Origin of the sequence: Sphingopyxis sp. (assembly GCF_035998905.1) — a bacterium.
Classification (GTDB): domain Bacteria; phylum Pseudomonadota; class Alphaproteobacteria; order Sphingomonadales; family Sphingomonadaceae; genus Sphingopyxis.
Genome location: NZ_DASYHG010000015.1, coordinates 222,710 through 248,664, shown reverse-complemented (window position 1 = coordinate 248,664; position 25,955 = coordinate 222,710). Strand labels below are relative to the sequence as shown.

At 66.6% G+C, this 25,955-nt stretch carries 23 protein-coding genes and 1 pseudogene; 12 read left to right on the top strand and 12 right to left on the bottom strand.

The window, feature by feature from the left end:
• Positions 1-128: 128 nt before the first annotated feature.
• The 7 genes from VGN62_RS06650 to VGN62_RS06620 all read left to right on the top strand — a co-directional run bounded on the left by VGN62_RS06650 (position 129) and on the right by VGN62_RS06620 (position 8,776).
• Positions 129-1,187: an N-acetylmuramoyl-L-alanine amidase family protein gene (locus VGN62_RS06650; protein WP_414713251.1), complete on the top strand. Its 1,059-nt coding sequence runs from the start codon at positions 129-131 to the stop codon at positions 1,185-1,187.
• Positions 1,188-1,261: 74 nt separating this feature from the next.
• Entirely contained in the window at positions 1,262-2,515 is a 1,254-nt protein-coding gene (locus VGN62_RS06645) for a D-arabinono-1,4-lactone oxidase (protein WP_327452063.1), read from the top strand.
• On the top strand, positions 2,512-3,657 hold the full coding sequence (locus tag VGN62_RS06640) for a DSD1 family PLP-dependent enzyme (RefSeq protein ID WP_327452061.1): 1,146 nt from the start codon (positions 2,512-2,514) through the stop codon (positions 3,655-3,657). Before VGN62_RS06645 ends, VGN62_RS06640 begins: the two co-directional genes overlap by 4 nt.
• A complete protein-coding gene (locus tag VGN62_RS06635; protein WP_327452059.1) occupies positions 3,654-4,277 on the top strand; it encodes a TetR/AcrR family transcriptional regulator in 624 nt (207 codons plus the stop codon). The genes VGN62_RS06640 and VGN62_RS06635 overlap by 4 nt, the downstream gene beginning before the upstream one ends.
• A 62-nt stretch (positions 4,278-4,339) precedes the next feature.
• Positions 4,340-6,856 carry a penicillin-binding protein 1A gene (locus tag VGN62_RS06630; protein WP_327452056.1) on the top strand — a complete coding sequence of 839 codons (2,517 nt, stop codon included), beginning with the start codon at positions 4,340-4,342 and terminating at the stop codon, positions 6,854-6,856.
• Between the two features lie 73 nt (positions 6,857-6,929).
• Positions 6,930-8,057, top strand: a complete 1,128-nt coding sequence (prfB, locus tag VGN62_RS06625; RefSeq protein ID WP_327452054.1) for a peptide chain release factor 2 — start codon at positions 6,930-6,932, stop codon at positions 8,055-8,057.
• Positions 8,057-8,776 (top strand): class I SAM-dependent methyltransferase, encoded by a 720-nt coding sequence (locus VGN62_RS06620; RefSeq protein WP_327452051.1) that lies wholly within the window; start codon positions 8,057-8,059, stop codon positions 8,774-8,776. The genes prfB and VGN62_RS06620 overlap by 1 nt, the downstream gene beginning before the upstream one ends.
• A gap of 9 nt (positions 8,777-8,785) precedes the next feature.
• On the opposite strand, the gene VGN62_RS06615 is transcribed toward VGN62_RS06620, so the two are convergent.
• The 8 genes and pseudogenes from VGN62_RS06615 to VGN62_RS06580 all read right to left on the bottom strand — a co-directional run bounded on the left by VGN62_RS06615 (position 8,786) and on the right by VGN62_RS06580 (position 16,316).
• A complete protein-coding gene (locus VGN62_RS06615) occupies positions 8,786-9,160 on the bottom strand; it encodes a DsrE family protein (protein ID WP_327452049.1) in 375 nt (124 codons plus the stop codon).
• Positions 9,139-9,891, bottom strand: coding sequence for a HesA/MoeB/ThiF family protein (locus VGN62_RS06610; protein WP_327452047.1), 753 nt, complete (start codon positions 9,889-9,891; stop codon positions 9,139-9,141). The genes VGN62_RS06615 and VGN62_RS06610 overlap by 22 nt, the downstream gene beginning before the upstream one ends.
• On the bottom strand, positions 9,888-10,229 hold the full coding sequence (locus VGN62_RS06605) for a hypothetical protein (RefSeq protein WP_327452045.1): 342 nt from the start codon (positions 10,227-10,229) through the stop codon (positions 9,888-9,890). Before VGN62_RS06605 ends, VGN62_RS06610 begins: the two co-directional genes overlap by 4 nt.
• A gap of 99 nt (positions 10,230-10,328) precedes the next feature.
• A pseudogene (gene dut, locus VGN62_RS06600) lies at positions 10,329-10,775 on the bottom strand (dUTP diphosphatase); the annotation flags it as partial.
• Positions 10,753-12,015 (bottom strand): bifunctional phosphopantothenoylcysteine decarboxylase/phosphopantothenate--cysteine ligase CoaBC, encoded by a 1,263-nt coding sequence (gene coaBC, locus VGN62_RS06595; RefSeq protein WP_327452043.1) that lies wholly within the window; start codon positions 12,013-12,015, stop codon positions 10,753-10,755. The gene coaBC and the pseudogene dut, both read right to left, overlap by 23 nt.
• A 62-nt stretch (positions 12,016-12,077) precedes the next feature.
• Complete coding sequence (locus VGN62_RS06590) at positions 12,078-13,811, bottom strand: hypothetical protein (protein ID WP_327452041.1); 1,734 nt, start codon at positions 13,809-13,811, stop codon at positions 12,078-12,080.
• A gap of 89 nt (positions 13,812-13,900) precedes the next feature.
• Positions 13,901-15,445, bottom strand: coding sequence for a 2-polyprenylphenol 6-hydroxylase (ubiB, locus tag VGN62_RS06585; protein WP_327452039.1), 1,545 nt, complete (start codon positions 15,443-15,445; stop codon positions 13,901-13,903).
• 133 nt (positions 15,446-15,578) lie between these two features.
• Positions 15,579-16,316, bottom strand: a complete 738-nt coding sequence (locus tag VGN62_RS06580) for a class I SAM-dependent methyltransferase (RefSeq protein WP_327452037.1) — start codon at positions 16,314-16,316, stop codon at positions 15,579-15,581.
• A gap of 94 nt (positions 16,317-16,410) precedes the next feature.
• Here VGN62_RS06580 and mutM point away from each other — a divergent pair, with 94 nt between their 5' ends.
• The 3 genes from mutM to dnaA all read left to right on the top strand — a co-directional run bounded on the left by mutM (position 16,411) and on the right by dnaA (position 19,539).
• Positions 16,411-17,220 (top strand): bifunctional DNA-formamidopyrimidine glycosylase/DNA-(apurinic or apyrimidinic site) lyase, encoded by an 810-nt coding sequence (gene mutM / locus VGN62_RS06575; RefSeq protein WP_327452299.1) that lies wholly within the window; start codon positions 16,411-16,413, stop codon positions 17,218-17,220.
• A 189-nt stretch (positions 17,221-17,409) separates the two neighbouring features.
• Positions 17,410-17,673, top strand: coding sequence for a 30S ribosomal protein S20 (gene rpsT, locus VGN62_RS06570; protein ID WP_093510196.1), 264 nt, complete (start codon positions 17,410-17,412; stop codon positions 17,671-17,673).
• A 501-nt stretch (positions 17,674-18,174) separates the two neighbouring features.
• Complete coding sequence (gene dnaA / locus VGN62_RS06565; protein ID WP_327452033.1) at positions 18,175-19,539, top strand: chromosomal replication initiator protein DnaA; 1,365 nt, start codon at positions 18,175-18,177, stop codon at positions 19,537-19,539.
• A gap of 103 nt (positions 19,540-19,642) precedes the next feature.
• Here dnaA and VGN62_RS06560 read toward each other — a convergent pair whose 3' ends face one another.
• The 4 genes from VGN62_RS06560 to secB all read right to left on the bottom strand — a co-directional run bounded on the left by VGN62_RS06560 (position 19,643) and on the right by secB (position 23,697).
• Positions 19,643-20,332, bottom strand: a complete 690-nt coding sequence (locus VGN62_RS06560) for a DUF4136 domain-containing protein (protein WP_327452031.1) — start codon at positions 20,330-20,332, stop codon at positions 19,643-19,645.
• 168 nt (positions 20,333-20,500) lie between these two features.
• A complete protein-coding gene (gene trpS, locus VGN62_RS06555) occupies positions 20,501-21,508 on the bottom strand; it encodes a tryptophan--tRNA ligase (protein ID WP_327452027.1) in 1,008 nt (335 codons plus the stop codon).
• 12 nt (positions 21,509-21,520) lie between these two features.
• On the bottom strand, positions 21,521-23,107 hold the full coding sequence (gene murJ / locus VGN62_RS06550; RefSeq protein WP_414713255.1) for a murein biosynthesis integral membrane protein MurJ: 1,587 nt from the start codon (positions 23,105-23,107) through the stop codon (positions 21,521-21,523).
• A gap of 71 nt (positions 23,108-23,178) precedes the next feature.
• Positions 23,179-23,697 (bottom strand): protein-export chaperone SecB, encoded by a 519-nt coding sequence (gene secB, locus VGN62_RS06545; protein WP_327452023.1) that lies wholly within the window; start codon positions 23,695-23,697, stop codon positions 23,179-23,181.
• Between the two features lie 252 nt (positions 23,698-23,949).
• Between secB and VGN62_RS06540 the strand changes: the two genes are divergently transcribed.
• Positions 23,950-24,612, top strand: a complete 663-nt coding sequence (locus VGN62_RS06540) for a Tim44/TimA family putative adaptor protein (RefSeq protein WP_327452021.1) — start codon at positions 23,950-23,952, stop codon at positions 24,610-24,612.
• A gap of 4 nt (positions 24,613-24,616) precedes the next feature.
• A complete protein-coding gene (locus tag VGN62_RS06535) occupies positions 24,617-25,948 on the top strand; it encodes a murein transglycosylase A (RefSeq protein ID WP_327452019.1) in 1,332 nt (443 codons plus the stop codon).
• Positions 25,949-25,955: the final 7 nt, after the last annotated feature.

The following is a 25,955-nucleotide window of genomic DNA, read 5'->3' as shown; positions in this document are numbered from 1 at the left end:
CGACGGCAACCACAACCACGGTGCAAAGATGGGATGGCGGCGCGCTGTTGCAAGAATATCATCATCGTGAAACCGATTGAATCGCGGGCGAAGCTTGCCGGCGGAGGGGCGCTCGTGTGCGGTGGCTAATGCCCGGTTCACGACATTCTGCCGCCGCGGGGCGCGTGTTTTTCAATAAGCGCTGGACCATCGCGCATTGCGGGCGGCATAGACGCCGCATGGGCCACCTGCTCGTCCTGCTTGGCATGATCGGGATTCCGTCGGCGGCGCTGGCGGGACCGGTCGCGGCTCGCGATTCGGGTGCGGAAGAGCGCCTTCTGGCCGCCGGTTCGGCGGAAGCGTTCGAACGCGTCACGCGCGGCGCGCGCGCCGAACGCCAGCCGTCCGCGGATTTCCGCGCCAGGCGGCCCGGGAAGCGCTATAGCGTCACAGTCCCGATCGGAAAGCCGAAACCGTCGGTGACTCTGCCGCGGATCGAAGGACCGGCGGACAGCCGCCTGCCGCTCGTCGTGATCGATGCCGGGCATGGCGGGCACGATCCCGGCGCGATCAGCCCGCACAGCGGTGCCCGCGAAAAGGATATCACGCTGGCGCTCGCCCGCGCGATCCGCGCCGATTTGCTCGCCTCGGGGCGCGTGCGCGTCGCCCTGACACGCGCCGACGACCGCTTTCTCGTGCTCGAAGAACGCTTCGGCATCGCGCGGCGGTTGAAGGCCGACCTGTTCATTTCGGTCCACGCCGACGCCGCCGAGAACCGCGACGCGAGCGGGGCGTCGGTCTACACGCTGTCCGAAGTTGCCTCGGACCGCGAGGCGGCGCGGCTTGCGGCGCGCGAGAATAAGGCGAATATCATCAACGGTGTCGACCTCGGCGCGCACAGCGGCGACGTGTCGTCGATCCTGCTCGACCTGACCCAGCGCGAGACGATGAATACCGCGTCCGACTTTGCCCGGCTGCTCCAGCGCGAGGCGGGCGAGGCGGTGACGTTCCGCACCCATGCGCATCGTTTCGCCTCCTTCGTGGTGCTCAAAGCACCCGACACGCCGTCGGTGCTGTTCGAAACGGGCTTTATCTCGAACAAGGGCGACGCGGAGTTCCTCGCGTCGCCCGCAGGGCAGAAGAAGGTCGCGCGCGGGGTGCGTGACGCGGTGCAGATCCACTTCGCGCGGCGGATCACGGCGCGCTGACACGCCCGGCGGCCAAAATGTAGTCTTGACTAACTTTCTGTGCAGCGACAGCTTCGCCGCACAGGGAGAGCGGCATGGGCTGGAGCAACTGGTCGGGAAGTGTCACCGCGGCGGCCGAGGTCGCGCGTCCGCAAAGCGTCGACGAACTGGCGGCGCTCGTTCGCAGCGCGAACCGGCTGCGCGTCACCGGCGCCGGGCACAGTTTCATGCCGCTGTGCGAATCGGGCGAGCTGATCGTCAGCCTCGACAACATGGCGGGCACGATCCATATCGCCGCCGATCGCCGCACCGCGCGCATCCCCGCGGGGTGGAGCATCCGGCGGCTGACCGCGGCGCTGTGGGAGGAGGGGCTGGCGCTCGCCAACCAGGGCGACGTCAATCCGCAATCGCTGGCCGGCGCGATGGCGACGGGCACGCATGGCACGGGCGTCGATCTCGGCTCGCTCGCGACTTTTGCGCGCGGATTCGCGCTTGTCGGCGCCGATGGCGAAACGCACTGGTGCGATGCGACGACGAACCCCGACCTCTATCAGGCGCAGCGCCTGTCGCTCGGGCTGTTCGGCGTCGCGACCGAAATCGAGGTCGCGGTCGTCCCCGCCTTCCACCTCGCCGAACGGATCGAGAAACGCCGCTGGGCCGAAATCTGCGAAAGCTACGACGATCTGGCGCAGCAGCACCGGCATATCGAATTCTGGTTCTTCCCGCACAGCGACGATGTGATCCTGAAAACGCTCGATCCGTGCGGCCCGTGCGACCCGCCCCCCACGACGACCGACATGGAGGAGGCGACCTTCCGCCGCATCCTCGACATCTCGGCGCGCCTGCCGTTCCTGACGCCCTTCCTCCAGCGGCTGATGATGAAGAGCGGGATTTCAGGGCGACGCCGTGGCCCCGCGCACCGCATCTTCCCGTCCGACCGCACGCTGCGGTTCGAGGAAATGGAATATGAAATGCCGCGCAGCGTCGGGCTGCAGGCGTTGGAAGAGGTGGTGGGCTGGATCCGGCGGAAACGCCTGCCCGTGACCTTTCCCTTCGAATATCGCACCGTCGCGGCCGACGATATCTGGATGAGCCCGATGAACGCGGGGCCGGTCGCGGCGATTTCGATGCACCAATATGCGAAGATACCGTGGGCGGCGCTGTTCGCCGATGCCGAGGCCATCTTCCGCGGCGCGGGCGGGCGCCCGCATTGGGCGAAACGCCACACATTGGACCGCGCCGACGTCGCGGCGCTTTACCCGATGGCGGGGCGCTATATTGCGGTGCGCCGCGCCGCCGACCCGCACGGTAAATTCCTCAACGCGCATATGGAGAGCCTGTTCGCATGACCACCGACCGTGAATTGCACGACCATCTGATCGGCCGGCAGGGCTCGCGCGCCGACCTCAACACCCCCGTGCTCGTCCTCGATGTGGGAGCGCTCGACCGCAATATCGCGGCAATGGCGGCGCTCGTCGCGGGGCATGGCGTCGCGCTCCGCCCCCACGCGAAAACGCACAAAAGCGTCGATATCGCGAGGCGCCAGATCGCCGCAGGCGCGGTCGGCGTCTGCTGCGCCAAGATCGGCGAGGCCGAGGTGCTCGCCGCGGGCGGCGTGACCGGCATCCTCATCACCTCGCCCGTCGCGGCGCCCGCAGCGGTTGATCGCCTCGCGGCGCTCGCGGCGGCGGCGGAGGGGCTGATGGCGGTGGTCGATCATGTCGACGTCGCCGGGCGTCTCGATGCGGCGCTGGCGGCCGCCGGAGCGAGGCTCGATGTGATCATCGACATCGACCCCGGCATCGCGCGCACCGGCGTCGCATCGGCCGAGGCGGCGGTCGCGCTCGCGAAGACGATCGCCGCATCGCCGAACCTCGACTATCGCGGCGTGCAATTCTACTGCGGGTCGCAGCAGCATATCGAAAGCTACGCCGACCGCCGCGCCGCGATCGTCGAGCGCACCGCCTATTTGCAGGAGGTGATCGCCGCGCTTTCCGATGCGGGTTTCACGCCCGGCATCGTCACCGGATCGGGCACCGGCACCCACCGGATCGACCTCGACCTCGGCGTGTTCACCGAATTGCAGGCGGGCAGCTATGTCTTCATGGACAAGCAATATCTCGATTGCGAGATCGCGGACGGCGGCGAAGCGCCGTTCGAGGTGTCGCTGAGCGTCGACGCGCGCGTCGTCAGCGCGAACCACAGCGGTCTCGTCACCATCGATTCGGGCTATAAATCGCTCTCGACCGACGGCGGCGTCGCGGTGGTGCAGCGCGGCGCGCCCGAAACCGCCTTCTTTGCCTTCATGGGCGACGAACATGCCGCGCTGATCGCGCCGGGCATCGGGACCGAACTCCAGCCCGGCGATCCGGTCAGCCTGACCGTGCCGCACTGCGACCCGACGGTGAACCTCTATGATTTCTACCACGTCGTCGCGGGCGACACGCTCGTCGACATCTGGCCGGTGAGCGCGCGCGGCGCCGCGCGGTGACGCTCGCCGGGCGCCGTCCGCCGCAGCAGGCGCGCGCGCATCAAACGCAGGGCCGCCTGCTCGACGTCGCGGGCGAATTGCTCGCCGAGGTCGGGATCGAGCGCATCTCGACCAACATGATCGCGGCGCGCGCCGGGCTGAGCCCGCCGGCGCTCTATCGCTATTTCGGCGACAAATATGCGGTGCTCGAAGCGCTCGGGCGGCGGCTGATGGAGCGCCAGAATGCGGTGCTCGACGGCTGGCTCGCGCGCCACGCGTCCGGCGGGATCGCTGCGATGGCCGATCATATCGGCGAGCTGCTTGCAGAAAACGCTGCGGCGACGCGCGCCGAACCGGGTGCGGTGTGGATATTGCGCGCGCTCCACGCGACGCCGCGCCTCGTCCACATCCGGCTCGAATCGCACCGCCATGTCACCGGCCGCCTCGTCGATGCCTGCGCGCCGCACCTTCCCCGGATCGACTGGGAAACGCTGTGGCTGCGCCTCCGTCTCGCGGTCGAACTCGGCTTTGCGGCCGACGAGATGCTGTATGAAGAGGACCGTGTTTCGGCCGACGCCGTGCTCGCCGGAGTTGCATCGATGCTGCGCGCGGCGCTGCTCGACCTGACCGCCGCCGACTAGTCGTGCACCTCGCCGCAACCATACTTCCCTTTCGGCGAGTCAGGCTTTAGAGGCGGAAACATATGGCCGCCGACAGTCCGCCCGATTTCCGCCTTCGCCTCCGCCGCGACGGCAATGCCGTCATCGCCTGGTTCCGCGACATGTGGGCGCGGCGCTGGTTCCGTTGGCTCGGCTACCTCCTGCTCGCGGGGCTGCTCGGCATAGTGCTGATCTGGGCGATTTTTGCGCGCGACCTGCCCTCGGTCGACCAGCTTCGCGATTATGAACCGCCGCTGCCGACGATGGTCCGCGACGGCGAGGGCAAGCCGGTGCACAGCTATGCGCGCGAACGCCGCGTCCAGCTCGAATATAGCGAATATCCGCAGCTTTTGGTGCGCAGCTTCCTCGCGGCCGAGGACAAGACCTTCTTCAGCCACGGCGGCATCGACTATCCGGGCATCGCGACCGCGATCATCACCAATTTGACGAGCAGCGGCCGTCCCGTCGGCGCCTCGACGATAACCCAGCAGGTCGCGAAGAACCTGCTGCTGACCAACGAACTCAGCTATCGCCGCAAGGTACGCGAGGCGATTCTCGCGATGCGCATCGAAAGTGCGCTGACCAAGGAACAGATTCTCGAGCTCTATCTCAACGAAATCCCGCTCGGCCGCCGCAGCTTCGGGGTGCAGGCGGCGAGCCGCGCCTATTTCGACAAGGATGTCGACCAGCTCCAGCTCCACGAAATGGCTTTCCTCGCGATCCTGCCGAAGGCGCCCGAGAAATACGGCCGCGCCCGCTTCGAGCGCGAGGCGCTGGCGCGGCGTAATTTCGTGCTCGGGTCGATGGAGAGCAACGGCTGGATCACGGCCGCGCAGCGCGACGCCGCGCGCGCGATGCCGCTCGGCCTGACCAACACGGGCAACACCGCGATCGCACAGGTCGGCGGCTATTATATGGAAGAGGTGCGGCGCCAGCTGATCGCCGAGTTCGGCGAGACCGCCGAGGATGGCCCGCTCAGCGTCTATGCCGGTGGCCTCTGGGTCCGCACGCCTTATGACGGCAAGATGCAAGATGGCGCGACGATGGCACTGCGCAAGGGGCTCCAGCGCTATGATGCGGGCAAGGGCTGGTCGGGGCCGATCGCGACGATCGAGGCCGACGACCAGTGGCAGAGCCGCCTCGCGTCGAGCTTTATCGGCATCGATTACGACAATTGGCGCGTCGCCACTGTCATTTCCAAATCGGCGGGCGCCGCGCGCATCGGTTTTGCCAACGGCGACACCGGCACGCTGCCCGCGAGCGCGGCGACGATGGGCTATCGCAAGACCGGCGGCAGCGCCTTTTCGGCGATGCGCCCGGGCGACCTGATCGCAGTCAAATCGACCGGCGGCAGCGGCTACGCGCTGCGCAATATTCCCGAGGTTTCGGGCGGGATGGTCGTCGAAAGCCCGCATTCGGGCCGTATCTATGCGATGCAGGGCGGCTTCGACGTCCGCCTCTCGCCGTTCAACCGCGCGACGCAGGCCGAACGCCAGCCGGGTTCGACGATCAAGCCCTTCGTTTACGCCGCCGCGCTCGACAATGGCATGACCCCCGCGACGATGATCGTCGATGGGCCGTTCTGCGTCTATCAGGGCGCGCGCTTCGGCAACAAATGCTTCCGCAACTTCGGCGGTGCGGGCGGGTCGGGCGAACATACGATGCGCTGGGGCCTCGAACAGTCGCGCAACCTGATGACGGTGCGCGCGGCGAGTCAGGTCGGCATGGAGCCGGTGGTCGACATGATCAGCACGATGGGGATCGGCAAGCATGAACCCTATCTGTCGACCGCGCTCGGCGCCGGGTCGACGACGGTCGAAAGAATCACCAATGCATACGCGATGCTCGCCAACCATGGCCGCGAGCTGAAACCGCGCGTGATCGATTACGCGCAGGACCGCCGCGGCAAGGTGATCTTTCCGAAGAATTGGCGGCCGTGCGAGGGCTGCAACAAGAAGGATTGGGACGGCCGGCCGATGCCGCGCTTCGCGCGCTCGGGCAAACAGCTGATGGACCCGATCACCGCCTATCAGGTCGTCCATATGCTCGAAGGCGTCGTCCAGCGTGGCACCGCGGTGCGGCTGCGCGATCTCGACGTGCCTTTGTTCGGCAAGACGGGCACGACTTCGGGCCCGAACGACGTCTGGTTCGTCGGCGGCACCCCCGACGTCGTCGCCGGCATGTATATCGGCTTTGACCAGCCGCGCAGCATGGGCGGCTATGCGCAGGGCGGCAGCTATGCGGCGCCGATCTTCAAGGATTTCGCGCTCGCCGCGCTCGCCGATCGCCAGCCGATCCCCTTCTCGGCGCCGAAGGGCGTGCGCATGGTGCGCATCGACCGCCAGTCGGGCCGCCGCGTCTATGGCGCCTGGCCGGGCACCGATCCCAAGGCGTCGATCATCTGGGAGGCGTTCAAGCCCGAAAGCGAACCGCGCCGGACGATCCGCGAAGACGAAATCAAGCCGATCAAGGCGCCGAAGCGGCAGAGCGCGCCGACGCAGAAGGGGACGTCGGGACGCACCGACAGCGACTTCCTCGACGACCGCGGCGGCATCATCTGACGGCGCGGCACCGCCTTCCCCTGCGGCCTTTCTGGCCGTAAGGGCGGGATCAACATATTTCAGGAGCAAGGACATGCGCGCCGAAGCGCAGGATCATATCGACAAGATTGGCGCCGCGCTGGCGCTGCTGCGCCGCTTCCTCGACTGGGACCGCGCGGTGCGGCGGCTCGACGAACTCAATGCGAAGGTCGAAGACCCGACGCTGTGGAACGACGCGAAGGCGGCGCAGGAAGTGATGCGCGAGCGCCGCCGGCTCGACGAGGCGATCACCGCGACGCGCGCGATCGAAACCGAATGCGCCGACACCGCCGAACTGATCGAACTCGCCGAGATGGAAGGCGACGAGGCGATGGTCGACGAGGCCGTCGCGTCGCTCGCCGCGCTTGCCGAACGCGCCGAGGAAGACAAGATCAAGGCGCTGCTCGCGGGCGAAGCCGACGCCAACGACTGCTACATCGAAGTCCATGCCGGCGCCGGCGGCACCGAAAGCCAGGACTGGGCCGAAATGCTTCAGCGCATGTATATGCGCTGGGCCGAAAAACGCCGGATGAAGGTCGAGCTGGTCGAATATCAGGCGGGCGAACAGGCGGGAATCAAGTCGGCGACGATGCTGGTGAAGGGCGAGAATGCCTATGGCTATGCGAAGACCGAAAGCGGCGTCCACCGCCTCGTTCGTATCTCGCCCTATGACAGTTCGGCGCGCCGCCACACCAGCTTCTCGTCGGTGTGGGTCTATCCGGTGATCGACGACAATATCGAGATCGAGATCAACGAAGGCGACCTCAAGATCGATACCTATCGCGCCTCGGGCGCGGGCGGCCAGCACGTCAACACGACCGATTCGGCGGTGCGCATCACGCACATCCCGACCGGCATCGTCGTCGCGAGCCAGAACGACCGTTCGCAGCACAAGAACCGCGCGACCGCGATGGGGATGCTGAAGGCACGGATGTACGAGGCCGAGCTTCAGAAGCGCGAGGCGGCGGCGAGCGGAGAATATCAGGCGAAGACCGAGATCGGCTGGGGCCACCAGATTCGCTCCTATGTCCTCCAGCCCTATCAGCTGGTGAAGGACCTCCGCACCGGGGTGACCTCGACCGCGCCGGGTGATGTGCTCGACGGCGCGCTCGATCCCTTCATGGCGGCGGCGCTGTCGCAGAAGGTGACGGGCGAAAAGGTCGAGGTGGAGGACATCGACTGATGAAGCGCGCCGCGGTCGTCCTGCTGGCGCTCCTGCCGCTGCTGGCCGGCTGCGATGCGCCGTGGGACGATGACAGCGACCGCACCGAGACCGCACGCGAATTTCCGCCCGCCGACCGGCCGGTGGCGCCGACCGTCTCGACCAAATGGTCGACCGAGGAAGCGCGCGACCGCGTCAACGAGGCCGAGGACGTCATGGACTCCGCCGACGTCCGCCCGAACATGACCGTCGCCGACATCGGCGCGGGTGACGGCTATTACACCGTGCGCCTCGCGCAGCGGGTCGGCGCGGGCGGTCGTGTGCTCGCGCAGGACATCATTCCCGAGGTGATCGAACGGCTGGCCGACCGCGTCGCGCGCGAACGGCTCGACAATGTCTCGCTGAAGCTTGGCGCGGTCGACGATCCGCGCCTGCCCGCGGCGAGCTTCGACCGCGTCTTCATGGTCCATATGTATCACGAGATCGGCGAGCCTTATGCTTTCCTGTGGCGGCTGCGCCCGGCGCTGCGCAAGGGCGGGCAGGTGATCGTCGTCGACGGCGACCGGCCGATCGCGCAGCACGGCACGCCGTTCCGCCTGCTCGTCTGCGAGTTTGAGGCGGTGGGCTACAAGCTCGTCTCCTACGACGACAAGCAGCATGCCGGCGGCTATCTCGCGCGCTTCGCGCCCGAGGGGAAGCGTCCCGAGGCGGACGCGATCAAGGTGTGCGACAATCCCTGAGTTCCGGTCCTAATAGACGATCAGCCGGTCCTCGGCGCTCACCTCGGCGAGGAAGCTGACGAGCCCGGCGGCGCGGACATGCGGCACCAGTTCGGTCGCCGCGATGCCGACGAGCGCCATGCCCGACTGGCACACGAACAGCGCGACCTCCATCGCGATCGCTTCCTCGACAAGCCAGGCGAGGTCGGGCTGCCCCGCCGCGCGGCGCGCCTCGTCGCCCGCGAAGGCGACCGGATCGCGGAGCAGCGCCGCCGCCTCGCCCTGCAGGAAGATACGCACCGCGCGGCCGAGCGCCGCCGCCGCCATTCCGGCCTCGAGCGCGGCATATAGCCGCCGCCCTTCGGCGACCGCGACGATGATGTTCAGGCTCGGCATATCGGGCATTCGGGATCCTCGGGCACGCCGACTTCGCGCCAGCGCCGCTCGAGCATGTCGACGATGGCGAGGCGGCCCGTCAACGGCGCGCCCCAGCCGGTCAGTGCGCGCACCGCCTCCAGCGCCGCCATCGTGCCGACCATCCCCGCGAGCGCACCCATCACGCCCGTTTCGGCGCAATTGATCCCCTCGCGGTCTGGATCGCCGCCGACGAGGCAGGCGTAGCAGGCCTGTCCCGCTCTCCAGCCTTCGTAAAGCGCGACCTGCCCCTCGAACGCGCCGATCGCCGCGCTGAGCAGCGGGACGTGCAGCGCGACCGCGGCGCGGTTCACCGCGAGCCGCGTATCGAAATTGTCGCAGCCGTCGAGGATCAGGCTTGCGTCCGACAGCAGCGCTTCGGCGTTCGCATCGTCGAGCCGTTCGGCGACCGCGACCGCCTCGACATGCGGGTTGATCCGCCGCGCCGCATCGGCCGCGACATCGGCCTTGCGCGCGCCGATATCGGCATCGGTGAACAGCGGCTGGCGGTGCAGGTTCGACAGCTCGATCACGTCATGGTCGATGATCGTCAGCTTGCCGACGCCCGCCGCGGCCAGATAGGTGATCGCCGGACAGCCGATCCCGCCCGCGCCGATGATCGCGACATGCGCGCTCTTCAGCTTCGCCTGCCCGGCGCCGCCGAACGCCGGCAGGATGATCTGGCGCGCGTACCGGTCGAGTTCGGCGTCGCTCAGGCTCATTGTGGCAGCCGCATCGCAACGCGGAACCGATATCGCGTGGTGTGACGGACAGGCTTGAAGTAGGTCCGCGGCGCTGTTTGCAGCCACTTTCTGACATGGATGACGCGTTCCCATGCACAGTCGGGCGCCTCTATCCTGATGTCGCGTGGCGCAGCCTTCGGGGGCAGGGTGATCCCGATCATCATATTATAATCACCGCACCGCCGGTCTTCGTGCAAGGCGAGCGGGTCGGACAGCCGCGCGACGAATCTCTCCTGGGCGGCCGCGTCGTTGAACGGCCGCTCGACCTTGATCGGAACCGATCCGGCGAGCAACAGAACGGCGACGCCGACCGCCACCTATTCGCCCGGCTGCCGTATCTTCATGGCGGACAGCGATCCGACATTGTCGGGCACGGAATCGTCGTCGGGCACCTCTTCACCGCTCGCGCTCGCAACCCCGGTCGAGCCGAAACCGCCCGCGCCGCGCGCGGTCTCGTCGAGCGTTTCGACCTCGGCAAAGGTGGCGCGCTGGACGGGCGCGGGGACAAGCTGCGCGATGCGGTCGCCGCGCGCGATCTCGAAATTATCCTCGGACAGATTGGCGAGGATCACCTTCACTTCGCCGCGATAGTCGCTGTCGATCGTACCCGGCGTGTTGAGGCAGGTGATTCCGTGCTTGAGCGCGAGGCCCGAACGCGGGCGCACCTGCACCTCGTAACCCGCCGGGATCGCCATCGCGAAGCCCGTTGCGACCGCATGGCGCGCACCGGGACGGAGCGTCAACGTCTCGGCCGCGACGACATCCATCCCCGCCGCGCCGTCGCTCGCATAGGCGGGCAGGGGCAGGCCGCCGCCGTTGGGCAGCCGCTGGATGGCGATTTCAATCTCTTTCAAGGGGTGCATTTGTGTCGAGCTCATCGGCGATCTTTTCCATCAATTTGCGGGCGACGGCGTCCTTGGGCAGCCGGTCCCAGCTGTCTACGCCGTCTTTGCTAACGATATGCACCCGGTTGTTCGCGCCCCCCATCGGGTCGGCGGCGACGTCGTTGGCGACGATCCAGTCGCAGCCCTTGCGCACGAGCTTCGCCTGCGCATGCGCGATGACGTCGTTGGTTTCGGCGGCAAAGCCGATCAGCAGCGGCGGTCGGTCGGGGCTTTGAGCGACCGTCGCCAGAATGTCGGGATTTTCGGCGAGGGCGAGCGGCGGGACCTGTCCGCTGCCGTCCTTTTTGATCTTTTGCGGTGCGGTGTCGGCGGCGCGCCAGTCGGCGACCGCGGCGACCATGATCGCGGCATCGACGGGCAGGCCCTCTGCAACCTCGGCCGCCATTTCGACCGCGGTCTCGACATCGACGCGAATCACGCCGGGCGGGGTGGGCAGGTCGACCGGTCCCGCAACCAGCAGCACCTCGGCGCCGGCGGCGGCGGCGGCGGCCGCGATCGCAAAGCCCTGCTTCCCGCTCGACCGGTTGGCGATATAGCGCACCGGATCGATCGGCTCGTGCGTCGGCCCCGCGGTGACGAGGATCCGGCGCCCGAACAGCGGGCGATGGTTCGCGGGCGCGAAATCGGGCTGGCCGGTCAACGGAACCGGTGCGGGTGCGCTCGCAAGCGCCGCATCGATCGCGGCCTTGATCGCTTCGGGTTCGGGCAGGCGGCCGGGGCCATATTCGCCGCACGCCATCTCGCCCTCGTCGGGCTCCATCACCGTGACGCCGTCGCCGCGCAGCGTCGCGACGTTGCGGCGGGTCGCGGCGTGCAGCCACATGCGCACATTCATCGCGGGCGCGGCGAGCACCGGCTTGTCGGTCGCGAGCAGCAGCGTCGTTGCAAGGTCGTCGGCGATACCCGCGGCCATCTTCGCCAGCAGGTCGGCGGTTGCGGGCGCGACGACGACGAGGTCGGCCTCGCGGCTCAGCTGGATATGCCCCATCTCGACCTCGTCCTTGAGGTCGAAGAGATTGGTGTACGCCTTGTTTTCGCTGAGTGCCGCGAGCGTCAGCGGGGTCACGAACTGCTCGCCCGCGCGCGTGATCACGCAGCGGACGATGTACCCCGCCTTGCGGAGCAGGCGGACGAGTTCGATCGATTTATAGGCTGCGATACCGCCGCCGACGATGAGCAGGATGCGAGGCTTGGTCACGCGCCTGCATATGGCGTGAAAAAGCCCCGCCGACTAGGCCCTGTTCGCCGCGACACGATCGGCTATTTGTTGCCCGCGAGCGTGAAGGGGGTCGAATAGAAGATCGAAATCACCGTCGCCTTGTCCTCGCCGCCGCCCCATTCGTGGGAGAGCTGCAAGCCGCCATTCAATCCGTTTTCCTTGTCGAAGGCGACATAGAAAGGCGCGACCGCCTTATAGCGATCTTCGATCTCGCTATAGGTGAAGGAGGGGGCGAGGCCGATTTCGGGCAGATAGCGGTGCAGGCGCGTCAGCGGAATGCGCGTCCGGACTTCCGCACCCAGTTCGAACCCCGAATCGCGCGAGGGCGGCAAGATGTTGAACTTCTCGCATTTCCGGTTGTTCGCCCCCGCGACCGGTACGCTGCCGGCCAGCGGCGGGTCGATCGTGCAGAATTCGATATCCTTCGCCGCCTTGGCGATGCTCCATTTTCGACCGAATTTGGCGCGCGGGATGAGTGTCAGGCCGTCGAGCAGGCGCAGGTCGACGGGCCAGTGATAAAAGACATATCCGTTGAGCGACCAGTCATAGGTCACCTTCCTGTCCCCGCCGAGCGTTTCGAACTTCAGCGTCGAGAGCAAGGGCGGATTCGTCGCAGGCAGCAGCACGGAGGGCGCAAAGCCCGCGGGGTCGATGAAGGAAAAGCGCTGGCGCGTGAATTCGCCCGACAGGCCGAAGCCGAACTCGGGGAGTTCCTCCTTGCCGGGGGTAATCCAGAAACCGGCATTATAGGCGTCGATCGCGTCCGGCCGCTTGAAGGCGCCATGCTTTTTCGTCGCGAATGCCCAGCGCAGCAAATTTTCGTAGCGGCACGGATCGTCGGCACCGGCGCTTGTTGCCCCGCTGTCCGCCCGTTCCGGATCGAAAATTTCCGCCTGGAGTTTCGCGTCGTCGGCCGTTTTCTTCTGATCGGCCCGGCACAGCGCGACGAGCGCCGCAACCTTCTCCTTGCCCAGCGTCGCGAGCGTCGCTTCGTCCTTCTTTTCGGAGGACTTCGGCCGCCATGGATAATATTGCATGCTGAAGCCCAGCGACAGGCCCAGCGGCTTGTCGGACAGGTCGGAGAAGTCGCCGATATAGCCGCCATTATCCTCGTCGAAGGTCGCGCTCGCGCCGAGCGAAAGCGTCCGCGTGATCGCGCGCAGATTCCCCTCTTCGTCGTCCTCCTTCAGGCGGCTGAGCGGGAAATCGTTGACCAGGCTGACGTTCGTGCCCTTTTTCGAGGCGGTGATCGCGCCCCGGAAGTTGCCGGTCGAGCTTCCGAGGCTTCGGGGCGGCGGGCCGCCGGTGCGCCAAACCTCCTTCCCGTCCGGCCCCTTGGTTTTCGTCGCCAGATGCCCGAGGAGCTGGTCTTCCTTGGCGTCGGTGCGCTCGACATAGTCGCGGAAACTGTGATCGCAATCGAGATAGGGCGACGACGACAATTGGCTCGGCGGCACCGGCTTGGCGCATTGCGCGATATCGGCCTGCGCGGTTTCGACCGGGCGCGGGGATGATCCCGATTGCCGATCGAGCAGGTCGCGGATCAGCGCCTCCGCCTTCGCCGCGGATTCTTCGGCTGCCTTCGCATCCTTGCGCGCCTGCTCGGCGGCCTTGCGCAGTTCGGCGATCTGCGCCTCGAGCGATACGGATGCATTTTCGGCGGGCGCTGGCGGGGCGGGCTGTGCACCGACCGGCGTTGTCCATGCCGCACATGCCAGGCTCGTGCCCGCTGCCAACAACCCCGATCGCACAGACGTGCGCGTCCATCCTGCCATAACACCCCCCGATGTTTGCCCCATGAAATAGAGGGACTAGGGCGTGATCATCGGCTCCGATAGGATCGATGCGTCAAAAATGGACCGATTCAGGCGAGCCACCACATCGCGCCGACACCGGCGGCGGCGCCCGCCAGCGCGGTCAGCGCATAACGCCACCAGCGCTTGCGTTCGCCCTTGTCCCACATCAGCGGAATGTCGGGCAGCGGCGGCGCGGGCGGCGCGCCGCCCGGCTTCGGCAATTGCGCGTCGAGGCGGCGGATGATGTCGGGGATCAGCGCCAGCGTCTTGCCCTGTTCGCGCAAACCGTCGGCAAGCGCGGCCTCGGGGCCGAGCTCGTCGCGGATCCATTCGCTGACGAACGGGCCGGAGACGTTCCACATATTGATCTTGGGATTGAGCATCGTCGCGACGCCCTCGACCATAACCATCGTCTTCTGGAGCAGCAGCAGGTGCGGCTGCGTCTGCATGTCGAAATCGCGCGTGATCGCGAACAGCCCGTCGAGCATCTGTCCGACGCTGAGTTCGCTCACCGGCTTGCCGCGCATCGGCTCGCCGACCGCGCGCAGCGCCGTCGCGAATTCCTCGACGCTGTGATAGGCGGGCACATATTGCGCCTCGAAATGGATTTCGGCGACGCGGCGGTAATTGCCGGTGGTCAGCCCATAGAGGATTTCGGCGAGCCAGTAGCGCGCCTGCCGGTTGATCCGGCCCATGATGCCGAAATCGACCGCGGCGATCGTTCCGTCGGCCTTCACGAACAAATTGCCCTGGTGCATGTCGGCGTGGAAGAATCCCTCGGCGATCGCCTGCCGCAGGAAGGCGTTGACGAGGTTCGCCGACAAAGCCTCCATGTCGTGCCCCGCCGCGATCAGCCGGTCGCGGTGCGAGATCTTGATGCCGTCGATCCAGCTCATCGTCATCACGCGGCTCGCGGTGCGGTCCCAATCGATCGCGGGCACCTCGTAAGTCGGCACCCCGACCATCGCGTCGGCGAGTTCGGATGCCGAGGCGGCCTCGCGCCTGAGGTCGAGTTCGCGCAAGGTCCAGCGGCGGAAATTGGCGATCACTTGCCGCGGGCGCAGCCGCGTCGCTTCGCCGCCGAGCGCTTCGAGATGCGCGGCCGCCCATTCATAGGTTTCGATGTCGCGCGCGAACTGCTTGTCGATGCCGGGGCGGCGCACCTTGACCGCGACCGTGCGGCCGTCGGTCGTGACCGCGCGGTGGACCTGCGCGATCGACGCCGAGCCGACGGGTTCGGGGTCGAATTCGCTGTAGAGGCTTTCGAGCGGGACTTCGAAGACCGCCTCGATTTCCTGTTTGATACGCTCGAACGCGACGGGCGCGAGCGCGTCCTGCAGGCTCAGCAGGTTGCGCGCCGCCTCTTCGCCGACAAGGTCGGGGCGCGTCGCGAGCGTCTGGCCGAGCTTGACCGCGGCGGGGCCGATCGCCTGGAAGGCGGTGGCGTAATCGGGGATTTTCGGCTGGATCGTGCCGAAGCGCGCGATCCGGCACAGGCGCTTGACCCCCGGCGGGGTCGTCGGCGCACTCTCGATCCCGCGCAGCGCGCCGTGGCGTGCGAGGATACGCCCCCACTTCAGCAGGCGGACGATATGGGTGACGGGTCGGGTCACTCGGCCACCGCTCCCCACGTCGTCAACCCCGCGAAAGCGGGAACCCAGCGTACTGCGTTGCCGTGGTGGGTCGCGTTCAGAGGCACGTGACTCTGAGCGCCCTGCGAGGGGGCGCTCGCATGCTGTCGCATGCTCACGCTTTCCACCCGCTGTGGATCGCGACCAGCCCGCCGAGGATCGGTTCGACCTTCACCGCGGTAAAGCCCGCGTCGCGGATCATCGCCGCGAATTTGGGCATCGGCGGGAAACGGCGGATCGATTCGATCAGGTAACGATAGCTGTCTTCGTCATCGGCGATCAGCTTGCCGAGCTTGGGCACCAGATGATGCGAATAGGCATCATAGGCCTGCGCGAAACCCGGCCATTCGTTGGTCGAGAATTCGAGGCAGAAGAAGCGCCCGCCATAACGCAGCACGCGGTGCGCTTCGGCCAGCGCCGCCGGGATATCGGTGACGTTGCGGATGCCGAAGGCGATCGTATAGGCGTCGAAAAACTGGTCGGGGAACGAAAGTTTCTCGGCATTTTGTTCGGACCAGACCAGCGTGTCGATCCCGCGTTCGGCGGCGCGTTCGACGCCGACGCCCAGCATGTCGGGGTTGATGTCGGCGACGGTGATGCTCGCGCCGAACCGCTCCATGCGAAACGCGATGTCGCCGGTGCCGCCCGCCATGTCGAGGATCGTCTCGCCCTCGCGCGGTTTGACGCGGCGGACGAAGCGGTCCTTCCACAGCCGGTGCATGCCCCCCGACATCGCGTCGTTCATGATGTCGTACTTGCGCGCGACGCGGCTGAACACTTCGCCGACCATCGCGGTCTTCTCGCCCGCGGGGACCTGTTCATAACCGAAGCTGACGGTGTCGGGAGTGGCCATGGAGTGCGCGCCTTTGCGGGGGAGATGGTGTGTTGCGTCGGCCTTTAGCCGGGCCTTGCCGCGCAGGCAAATGGCGCGTAGCCCGATGTGCGATATGCCTGAATTGCCCGAAGTCGAAACCACCGTCCGCGGCCTTGCACCTTTCCTCGAAGGCCAGCGGCTGACCGCAGTCACCACCTTCCGCCCCGACCTGCGCCGGCCCTTTCCGGCCGACCTTGCGCAGCGGCTCACCGGCTCGACGGTGACCGGCCTGTCGCGCCGCGCCAAATATGGCGTCATCTCGACCGACCGCGACGATCATATGATCTTCCACCTCGGCATGTCGGGGCGCTGGCGGACCGAGGGCGGCGAAGCGGGCAAGCACGACCATCTGCTGCTCGAAACGGCGGGGCACCGATTGTTCCTGCACGATCCGCGGCGTTTCGGGTCGGTCGACCTCGTCAGCGGCGATCCGCTGACGCTGTTTCCAGCATTCGTGACGCTGGGCCCCGAACCCTTGTCCGACGATTTCGGCGCCGCCTATCTCGCGAAGGCGCTCGCCGGACGGCGCGCGCCGATCAAGGCGATGCTGCTCGACCAGACGGTCGTTGCGGGGCTCGGCAATATCTATGTCTGCGAGGCGCTCAACATGGCGCGCATTGCGCCGGCGAAGCCCGCGGCCGACGTATCGAAGGCGAAACTTGCCGTGCTGGTGCCCGCGATCAAGGAGGTGCTGATCGCCGCGATCGCCGCCGGCGGGTCGACCCTGCGCGATTTCCTCAGTCCCGAAGGCGACCTTGGCTATTTCGCGAAGGACTGGCGCGTCTATGGGCGCGAGGGCGAGGCGTGCGAATGCGGCGGGACGATCGTGCGGATCGTGCAGTCGGGCCGGTCGACCTTCTATTGCTCCAAATGCCAGCGGTAATGCGGGGCTTTCCCGCAATAGGCATTGACCAAAAGGGCCAAGCTGGCTATGCGCGCACCCTTCGAGCAGGGTCCGGTCGTCCGGAACCGGCCGCATCCGGACATTGATTCGCTGCAACTCGCGCGATTCGGCTGCTCCGCTGAGGCTGTGCTCCGACCATGTAGACCGTTTGAAAGACTAGAGGAATTTATGGCCAATACGCCGCAGGCAAAGAAGCGCATCCGCCGCAACACCGCGCGCACCATCGTGAACAAGAATCGCGTTTCGCGCATTCGCACGCTGGTGAAGAAGGTCGAGAACGCTGTCGCCGCCGGTGACAAGGACGCCGCCGCGACCGCGCTGAAGGCTGCGCAGCCCGAAATGGCGCGCGGCGTTGCCAAGGGTGTGCTGCACAAGAACACCGTGGCCCGCAAATTCTCGCGCCTGACCAAGAGCGTCAACGCGATCGCCTGATTCGGCTGTCCCGAAAGGGAACAAAAAGGACCCGCTGGCGTCATGCCCGCGGGTCCTTTTTTGCGTCCGTTATTGTGACAGCGCGATGGCAATAGTGTTGCAGCGCGGTAAGTGACGGATTTACGGCGATTCGTTGCTTGGTCACGCGCATGTCGCGATTAAAATACTGAAATATATAGATAAAATGGGGGTTTCGCGCGATTCCGGTGCCCCCGATGAGTCAAGATTTTTATTTCAGTATTTTTACATGGCCAGCCCTTGATCGACTCACCGACCCTTGCCTAGACAGGGGGTGTCGTCGGCCTTCGCCGGCGGCCGCCACATCGACATGATTCGCGACTTCTCGGGCTGCTTGCCCCGGATAGTATGCCTGTGCCCTGCGCAGGCGACGAATCGGCGCGTGGCCGGCCGCCCGATCATCCGGCGCCAGGGGACCTGAGGGGGCGGCACAGCGTGACGGAAAGCGGCAATCAGCATGGGAATGACGCAAAGGGTGGAGCGATGAACGGCGATGCCGCAACGCTCTGGCCGCGCGTCGCCGAAGGGCTGCGCCGTGACCTCGGCGTCCGCACCTTCGATCATTGGCTGAAGCCCGTGCGCTTTGCCGACTATTGCACCTTGTCGGGCGTCGTGACGCTCGAAACCGCCAGCCGCTTTTCGGCGAACTGGATCAACGAACGCTTCGGTGACCGGCTCGAACTGGCGTGGCGGCAGCAGCTGCCCGCAGTGCGCAGCGTCATGGTCCGTGGCGGCGCGGCGGCGAACGAGCGCGTCGCGGCGCTGTCGTCGCAGCCGCTGCCGAGCTTCGAGACGCCGCCGCCGGCTCCCGCCGCCAACCCGGCGCTGCTCAATTTCGATCCGCGCCTGTCGTTCGGCCGCTTCGTCGTCGCGCGCAGCAACATCCTTGCTGCGAACGCCGCGCGCCGCATGGCGATGGTCGAAGCGCCGCAGTTCAACCCGCTCTACCTCTGCTCGGGCACCGGGCAGGGCAAGACCCACCTTCTCCAGGCGATCGCGCAGGATTATGCCGCGACGCACCCGACCGCGAACATCATCCTGATGTCGGCGGAAAAGTTCATGCTCGAATTCGTCGGCGCGATGCGCGGCGGCGATATGATGGCGTTCAAGGCGCGGTTGCGCGCCGCCGACCTGCTGCTGCTCGACGATCTCCAGTTCGTGATCGGCAAGAATTCGACGCAGGAAGAGTTGCTCCACACGATCGACGACCTGATGACCGCAGGCAAGCGCCTCGTGGTCACCGCCGACCGCCCGCCGGCGATGCTCGACGGGGTCGAGGCGCGGCTGCTGTCGCGCCTGTCGGGCGGGCTAGTCGCCGATATCGAGGCGCCCGAGGACGACCTTCGCGAACGCATCATCCGCCAGCGGCTCGCCGCGATGCCGATGGTCGAGGTGCCCGACAATGTCGTCGCCTATCTGGTCAAGCATTTCACGCGCAACATCCGCGAGCTCGAAGGCGCACTCAACAAGCTGCTCGCCTATGCGGCACTCACCGGCACGACGGTCGACCTCGCGCTCGCCGAGGACCGGCTCGCCGAAAATGTCCGTACCGCGCGCCCGCGCATCACGATCGACGAGATCCAGCGCGCAGTCTGCGCCCATTACCGGCTCGACAAGTCGGAAATGGCGTCGAAGCGCCGCGTCCGCGCGATCGCGCGTCCGCGGCAAGTCGCCATGTATCTCGCGAAGGAACTGACGCCGCGCTCCTACCCCGAAATCGGGCGCCGCTTCGGCGGGCGCGACCATTCGACGGTGATCCATGCGGTGCGCACGGTTGAGGCGCTGCGCGTCGCCGACAGCGAACTCGACGCCGAAATCGCCGCGATCCGGCGCAGTCTCAACAGCTGATCCACAGATTTATCCCGGGCTTATCCCCGGATCTGTCCACAGCAACAAAAAGGCCCGCCTTCCTTTCGGATGGCGGGCCTTTTGCTTTGGCTTGTGCGGCGCCTCAGCCCTTTTCGGGCGGCGCTACCGTGATCCGCACCCGCTCGCCCGAATTGCCGGGGAAGCCGGTGAACATCGCCTCGACAAGGTTCGGGACGATCGTCTGCAAATTGTTGTCGCGCGACTGTGCCTCGGCATGACCTTCGAACAGGCGCGCGCCGTCGGCGGCGCGGTTGATCTGCAGGTTCAGGCCGCTGGTATAGACGGTGTAGCTGCTGACATCGGTGCCGCCCCAGCCGGGTCCGAAACCGCCCCACAGGAACGGATCGCGATAGCCATAGACATAGCGGCGCCCGCCGCGGCCGCTGACGATCACCGGGCGATAGAAACCGCGGCCATAATAACCGCCATACCAGGGATCGCCGAAGCTCGGACTCGACACGACGCGCTCGCGCCCCTTGTCGACCCCATAATCCATGCGAACGACCATGTCGGCGCGTTCGCCATTGGCCGCGGGGCGATAGCCGTAGCGGGTCAGCTCGCCCGCGACGAGGTTCGCATATTGGCCGAACTCGATCCCGCCTTCGAGCGCCGGGTTGCTCGCTTCGACGACGAAGCTCTGGCCCTGCGGCGCAGGAAGCTGCGTCTGGAAGCGCGCGACATCGGCCTTGAACGGCGTCGCGCAGCCGGCCAGTGCCAGCGCCGCGCCCGTCATGGCGGCAAGGCCCAGTCGCCGGAAATTGATCTTGCTCATCGTCTTGGCTCCGTGATTCGGTGTGCGGTCAGGCCGCACTTTCATACCATAGACTATGCCGATGCGACTTAACCTTGGTTGAACCCGCTTCGTCGCACGGCGTTCCACGTCCCGATATGGGGACGTGGAAGCCAAAAACAAGAAATTTCGCGTCGAAACAGCGGCGTGTCAGCGGCAGAGCCCCAGCGCGGCATAAGCGGCGTCGAGCGTCGGCTTCGCCAGTGCGCGCGCCTTTTCCGCCCCCTTGTCGAGGATGGCATCGAGCGCGGCAGCATCGTCCTTCAGCGCGACGTAGCGCGCGTTGATCGGCCCCAGCTTCTCGATCAGCAATTCGCCGAGCGCGGGCTTGAAGGCGCCGAACCCCTGGCCCGCATGGTCGCGCAGCACCGCGTCGACGCTCGTGTCGGCGAGCGCGGCGTAGATGCCGACAAGGTTGCGCGCCTCGGGACGCCCGTCGAGCCCTTCGGCTTCGGACGGCAGCACCTCGGGGTCGGTCTTTGCCTTGCGGACCTTCTGCATCATCGTGTCGGCGTCGTCGGTCAGGTTGATGCGGCTCATGTCCGACGGGTCGGACTTGGACATTTTCGCGCTGCCGTCGCGCAAGCTCATGATGCGCGCGAGCCCGGCCGGGATGATCGGCTCGGGCAGGGTGAAGACCGGCGCGTCTTCGCTCGCATAGTCATTGTTGAATTTCTGCGCGACGTCGCGCGCGAGTTCGAGATGCTGCTTCTGGTCTTCGCCCACGGGGACATGCGTCGTCTGATAGAGCAGCACGTCGGCCGCTTGCAGCACCGGGTAGGTGTAGAGCGCCGCCGATGCGCTCTCGCGATTCTTGCCCGACTTGTCCTTGAACTGCGTCATGCGGTTGAGCCAGCCGAGCCGCGCGGTGCCGTTGAGCAGCCATTGCAGCTCGGCATGCGCGGGAACGCGCGCCTGGTTGAAGAGGATCGAGCGGTCGGTGTCGATCCCGCAGGCGACGAGCGCCGCGGTCATCGCGCGCGTGTTGGCGGTGAGCTCGGCGGGGACGTGCGGCATCGAGATCGCGTGCAGGTCGGCAAGGAAATAGAGTTTGTCGCCCTCCATCTCGTCCTGCATGCGCACCCAGTTGCGGATCGCGCCCAGATAATTGCCGAGATGCAAATTTCCGGTGGGCTGGATGCCCGATAGCGTCCGCATGATGAACTCCTGTTATGCGGCAGGTTTGCCGCGCCGCCGCGTGAGCATGGCGACCAGATCCTTGTCAAGCGCGCCGACGAGGAAGGCGGCTGCGAAAAACACCGCGCCGCCTGCCGCGCAGAGCGCCGCAATCGACCAGATCCGGTCGAGAACTCCGCCGCCATAATAGGGTGCGAGCTGCGGCATCATCCACCAGAGGAGCGCCGACATCGCGGCGACGGCCACAAGTTGCCGTGCCACTTTGCCGATCAGTTTCCCGGTCACATGAAACCAGCCGCGCCGGTGAAGGATGGCATAAAGCAAAATGCAGTTCAGCGACGCCGACATCGCCGTCGCGGCAGCGAGGCTGGTGATGCCGAATCCCATGCCTTCGACCCGGATGCCCGTCCACAGGAAATTGTCGACGCCGACGAAGCTGATGTTGAGACCGATATTGAAGATCAGCGATGCCAGCGCGGTCCAGACTGGCGTCAGCGTATCCGACCGGGAGAAGAACCCCGGATTCAGGATCTTGACGATCACATAGGCGGGGAGCCCGGCAACGAGCGCGACGACGATATTTGCCATCAGCGCGCTATTTTCAGCCGTAAACTTCCCGCCCTGGAAGAAGGCGGTGGTAAAGGCGGGCGCGCAGATGGCGAGCGCCGCGGCCGCCGGCAAGGTCAGCAAGGTTGCCATCTCGAACGCATTGGCCTGCAATCGCTGCGCCTCGGCGGCATCGCCGCTCTGGATATGGCGCGAGAGCATCGGGAGGATTGCAGTGCCGAGCGCGATGCCGACGATCCCCAGCGGCATCTGGTTTAACCGGTCGGCCAGCTTGAGCAGGGCCAGCGATCCTTGCGCAAGGCTGGTCGCGAAGAAAGTGTCGACGAACTGGCTGATCTGGTAGATTCCGGCGCCAAAGGTCGCGGGCAATATCAGCATGCCCAGCTTCTTCACCTCGGGAGTGAATTTGGGCAGGCGGATATGCAGCTTCAGCCCTGCGCGCCGTACCGCCCACCACAGATAGGCGAGCTGGACCACTCCGGCCGCCGCGACCGAGATGGCGAGTGCCAGCGCCACGATGCGGTCGTCGCCGCCGGGGCCGCGCATTTCGGCACCGATCAATATGCCGGCAATCAGCACGATGTTAAGCAGCACGGGCGCCGCCGCGCCGGGGGCAAAGCGCGAGCGCGCGTTGAGCAGGCCCGACAGCATCGCAACGAGGCTGATCAGGCCGAGATAGGGAAAGGTGATGCGGCTCAGGAAGACGGTGAGTTCGAACTTGCCCGGCACCTCCTGATATTCGCGCGCGAGCAGCCAGACGATCCCCGGCATCGCGATCATGGCGATGGCGGAAAAGACAAGCAGAACCCACAGGAAGACACCGAGCACATCGTCGGCGAACTTCGCTGCCGCTTCCTCGCCGCCTTCGTCCGTACCATGCAGCGCGCGGCTGTACATGGGGACGAAGGCGACCGAAAAGGCGCCTTCCGCAAACAGGCGGCGGAAGGTGTTGGGCAGCGTGAAGGCGAGCTGGAACGCATCGGCGGCGAGGCCGGCGCCCAGCACGCGTGCGAGCAGCATGTCGCGGACGAAGCCGAAGATCCGGCTGACCATCGTCAGCCCGCCGATCGTCCCGACATTCTTGATCAGGCTGCTCACCCCGTCAGCCCGCCCGTCCTATGGCGTCAGGCCTGGCCAACCGGCGCGACCGCGCCCGCCTGCTCGGCTTCGACCTGCTGGACCTGCTGCATGAACAGGCCGTGGAAATCGATGGGTTCGAGCAGCAGCGGTGCGAAGCCGCCGTCGCGGACGGCATCGGCGACGACGCGGCGCGCGAAGGGGAAGAGGATGCGCGGCGCTTCGGCGAGGAAGAAGGGCTGGAGCTGGTCGTCGGGGACGTTGCGGACGCCGAACAAGCCGGCATATTTGAGGTCGATGACGAAGCTGGTGCCCTGGTCGGTCTTCGACGTCACGTCGATCTTCAGCGTTACTTCGTACAGATTTTCGCCCACGCTGTCGGCGGCGATGTTGAACTGCACATCGACCTGCGGCGCGTCCTGCCATTGATAGACCGCGGGGGCGTTCGGGTTTTCGAACGACAGGTCCTTCACATATTGCGAGATCAGGCCGATCGCCGGGCTCGTGTCTTCGCCGTTGGGCTGCAGGGCGGGGTTGTTGATGTCGGCGCTGGTCTCGTCGGCCATGATGAAGATGCTTTCGCTGGAAAGTTGGAAACAATATCCGCATCCGCGAGCCGTGTCGGGACCGCGGCGGACGGTTGCCGCGGCGCTTAGCAGTGCCCGGCGAGCAGCACAATGGGGCCCTGTCCCGGCGTATAGTTAAGGTCGAATCGTTGACCCGCCGCACGCCAACGGCCATGGTCATTTGAAACCGGGGCGCGTATCGCCTATGTATCAGCCAGATTGTTTCCGTTCTTCCGCATTGGACAGTTGCCCGTGACCGCTTTTTCGATCGTCCTGCTCGCCATGATTGCCGCCTTCCTCGGGATGCGGCTCTACTCGGTGCTTGGCAAGCGTACCGGGCACGAGCAGGAACCCGTGCTGCCGCGTGAGCGGACGACGGCGGCCCCCGTCCGGCTCGACGAGAATGACGGATCGCAGGCAGCTGCCGCCGCGCCCGCCGACACGTCGGGCCTCGTTTACGAACCCGCTGCCGAAGCCGGTCTTCGCCAGCTGCTCGCGACCGACCGCAATTTCGACGCCGGCCGTTTCATGGAAGGCGCCGAGGCGGCGTATCGCATGATCCTCGAGGCCTATTGGAAGGGCGATCGCGATACGCTCCGCGATCTGTGCGACGACGACAGCTACGACGCCTTTATCGAAGCGATCGCGGCGCGCGAGGCGCGCGGCGAGACGCTCGACAACCGCCTGATCGGTATCGATTCGGCGAAGATCACCGCGGTCGAACTGCACCGCGGCGAGGCACGCGTCACCGTGCGCTACCATGCCGATATCAGCGCCGTGACGCGCGACGCGGACGGCAAGCTGATCGCCGGATCGATGAGCGACGCCGCGCAGGCCGACGACCTCTGGACCTTCCGCCGCCAGATCGGCAGCAACGACCCCAATTGGGTGCTCGACGAAGCCGAATCGGCCTGATCGCATGATCCGGGCGGTGCGGGCGCCGCGCGCGCGAGCTTTCGGATTCGCGCTCCTCGCTACCCTGCCAATGCTTGCCGGCTGCGCTTCGGTGGTCCCGGCGGCGGACAATCGTCCCGCGACCGCGACCGCGACCCCGGCGCCCCCGCGTCCGATCGGGACGCCGCGTGTCTATGTGCCGCGGCCTTCCGAACGCCCCGGTCCCGCCGCACAGCCGATCCCCGCAACCCCGCGCGCGCCGTTGCCCGCGGCGGCGGTGCCCGTCGACGCGGCGACCGCCGCCGCGAGCGGCGTGATCGCGGGCCCCGACTTTGCGACGCTCGGCGTCACCGCCGGGCAGGCGGCGACCGCGCTCGCCGCCTTCCGCATCAGCTGTCCCTCGGTGCAGCGCCGCGCCGATGCGAGCGGCCTGACGCAGGGCGGCGACTGGACCGAAAGCTGCTCCGCCGCAAAGAACTGGGCGGACAGCGACGCGCTCGCCTTTTTCACCCGCTATTTCGGGACGGTGCAGGTCGGCGCGGGCAGCGCGTTTGTGACCGGCTATTATGAACCCGAAATCGCGGGCTCGCGCACGATGCAGCCGGGCTTTGACGTTCCCGTCTATCGACGCCCGACCGACCTCGTCGAGGTCGACCTTGGCCAGTTCTCCGACGATCTGAAGGGCAAGAAGGTGCGCGGCCGCGTCGAGGGCGGCAATCTCGTTCCCTATTACGACCGCGCGGCGATCGAAAGCGGGGCGCTCGCGGGCCAAGGGCTCGAAATCGCCTATGTCGCCGACGCCGCCGAATTCTTCTTCCTGCAGGTACAGGGGTCGGGGCGCCTGCGGCTGCCCGACGGCGGCGTCATGCGCATCGGCTATGATACCCAGAATGGCCGCGGTTATGTCGGCATCGGCAAGCTGCTGCTCGATCGCGGCGCGTTGCAGCGCGGGCAGGCGTCGATGCAGGGCATTCTCGATTATCTTCGCGCCGACCCGGTGCGCGGCGCGGCGGTGATGAACGAGAACCCCAGCTGGGTCTTCTTCCGCGAACTCACCGGCCCCGGCCCGCTCGGCGCTTTGGGCGTGCCCGTCACCGGCCGCGCGAGCGTCGCCGCCGATCCCAAATATGTGCCGCTCGGCGCCCCCGTTTTCCTCTCGCTCGACCGCGCCGAACCGAATGGCCTTTGGATCGCACAGGATACCGGGGGTGCGATCAAGGGCGCGAACCGCTTCGACAGCTTCTGGGGCGCGGGCGACGAAGGTCGCGCGATCGCCGGCGGCATGGCGGCGCGTGGATCGGCGCTACTCTTGCTGCCGCGCGCCAGCATCGCGCGGCTGATCCCTCCGGCTGGCTGAACCCGCC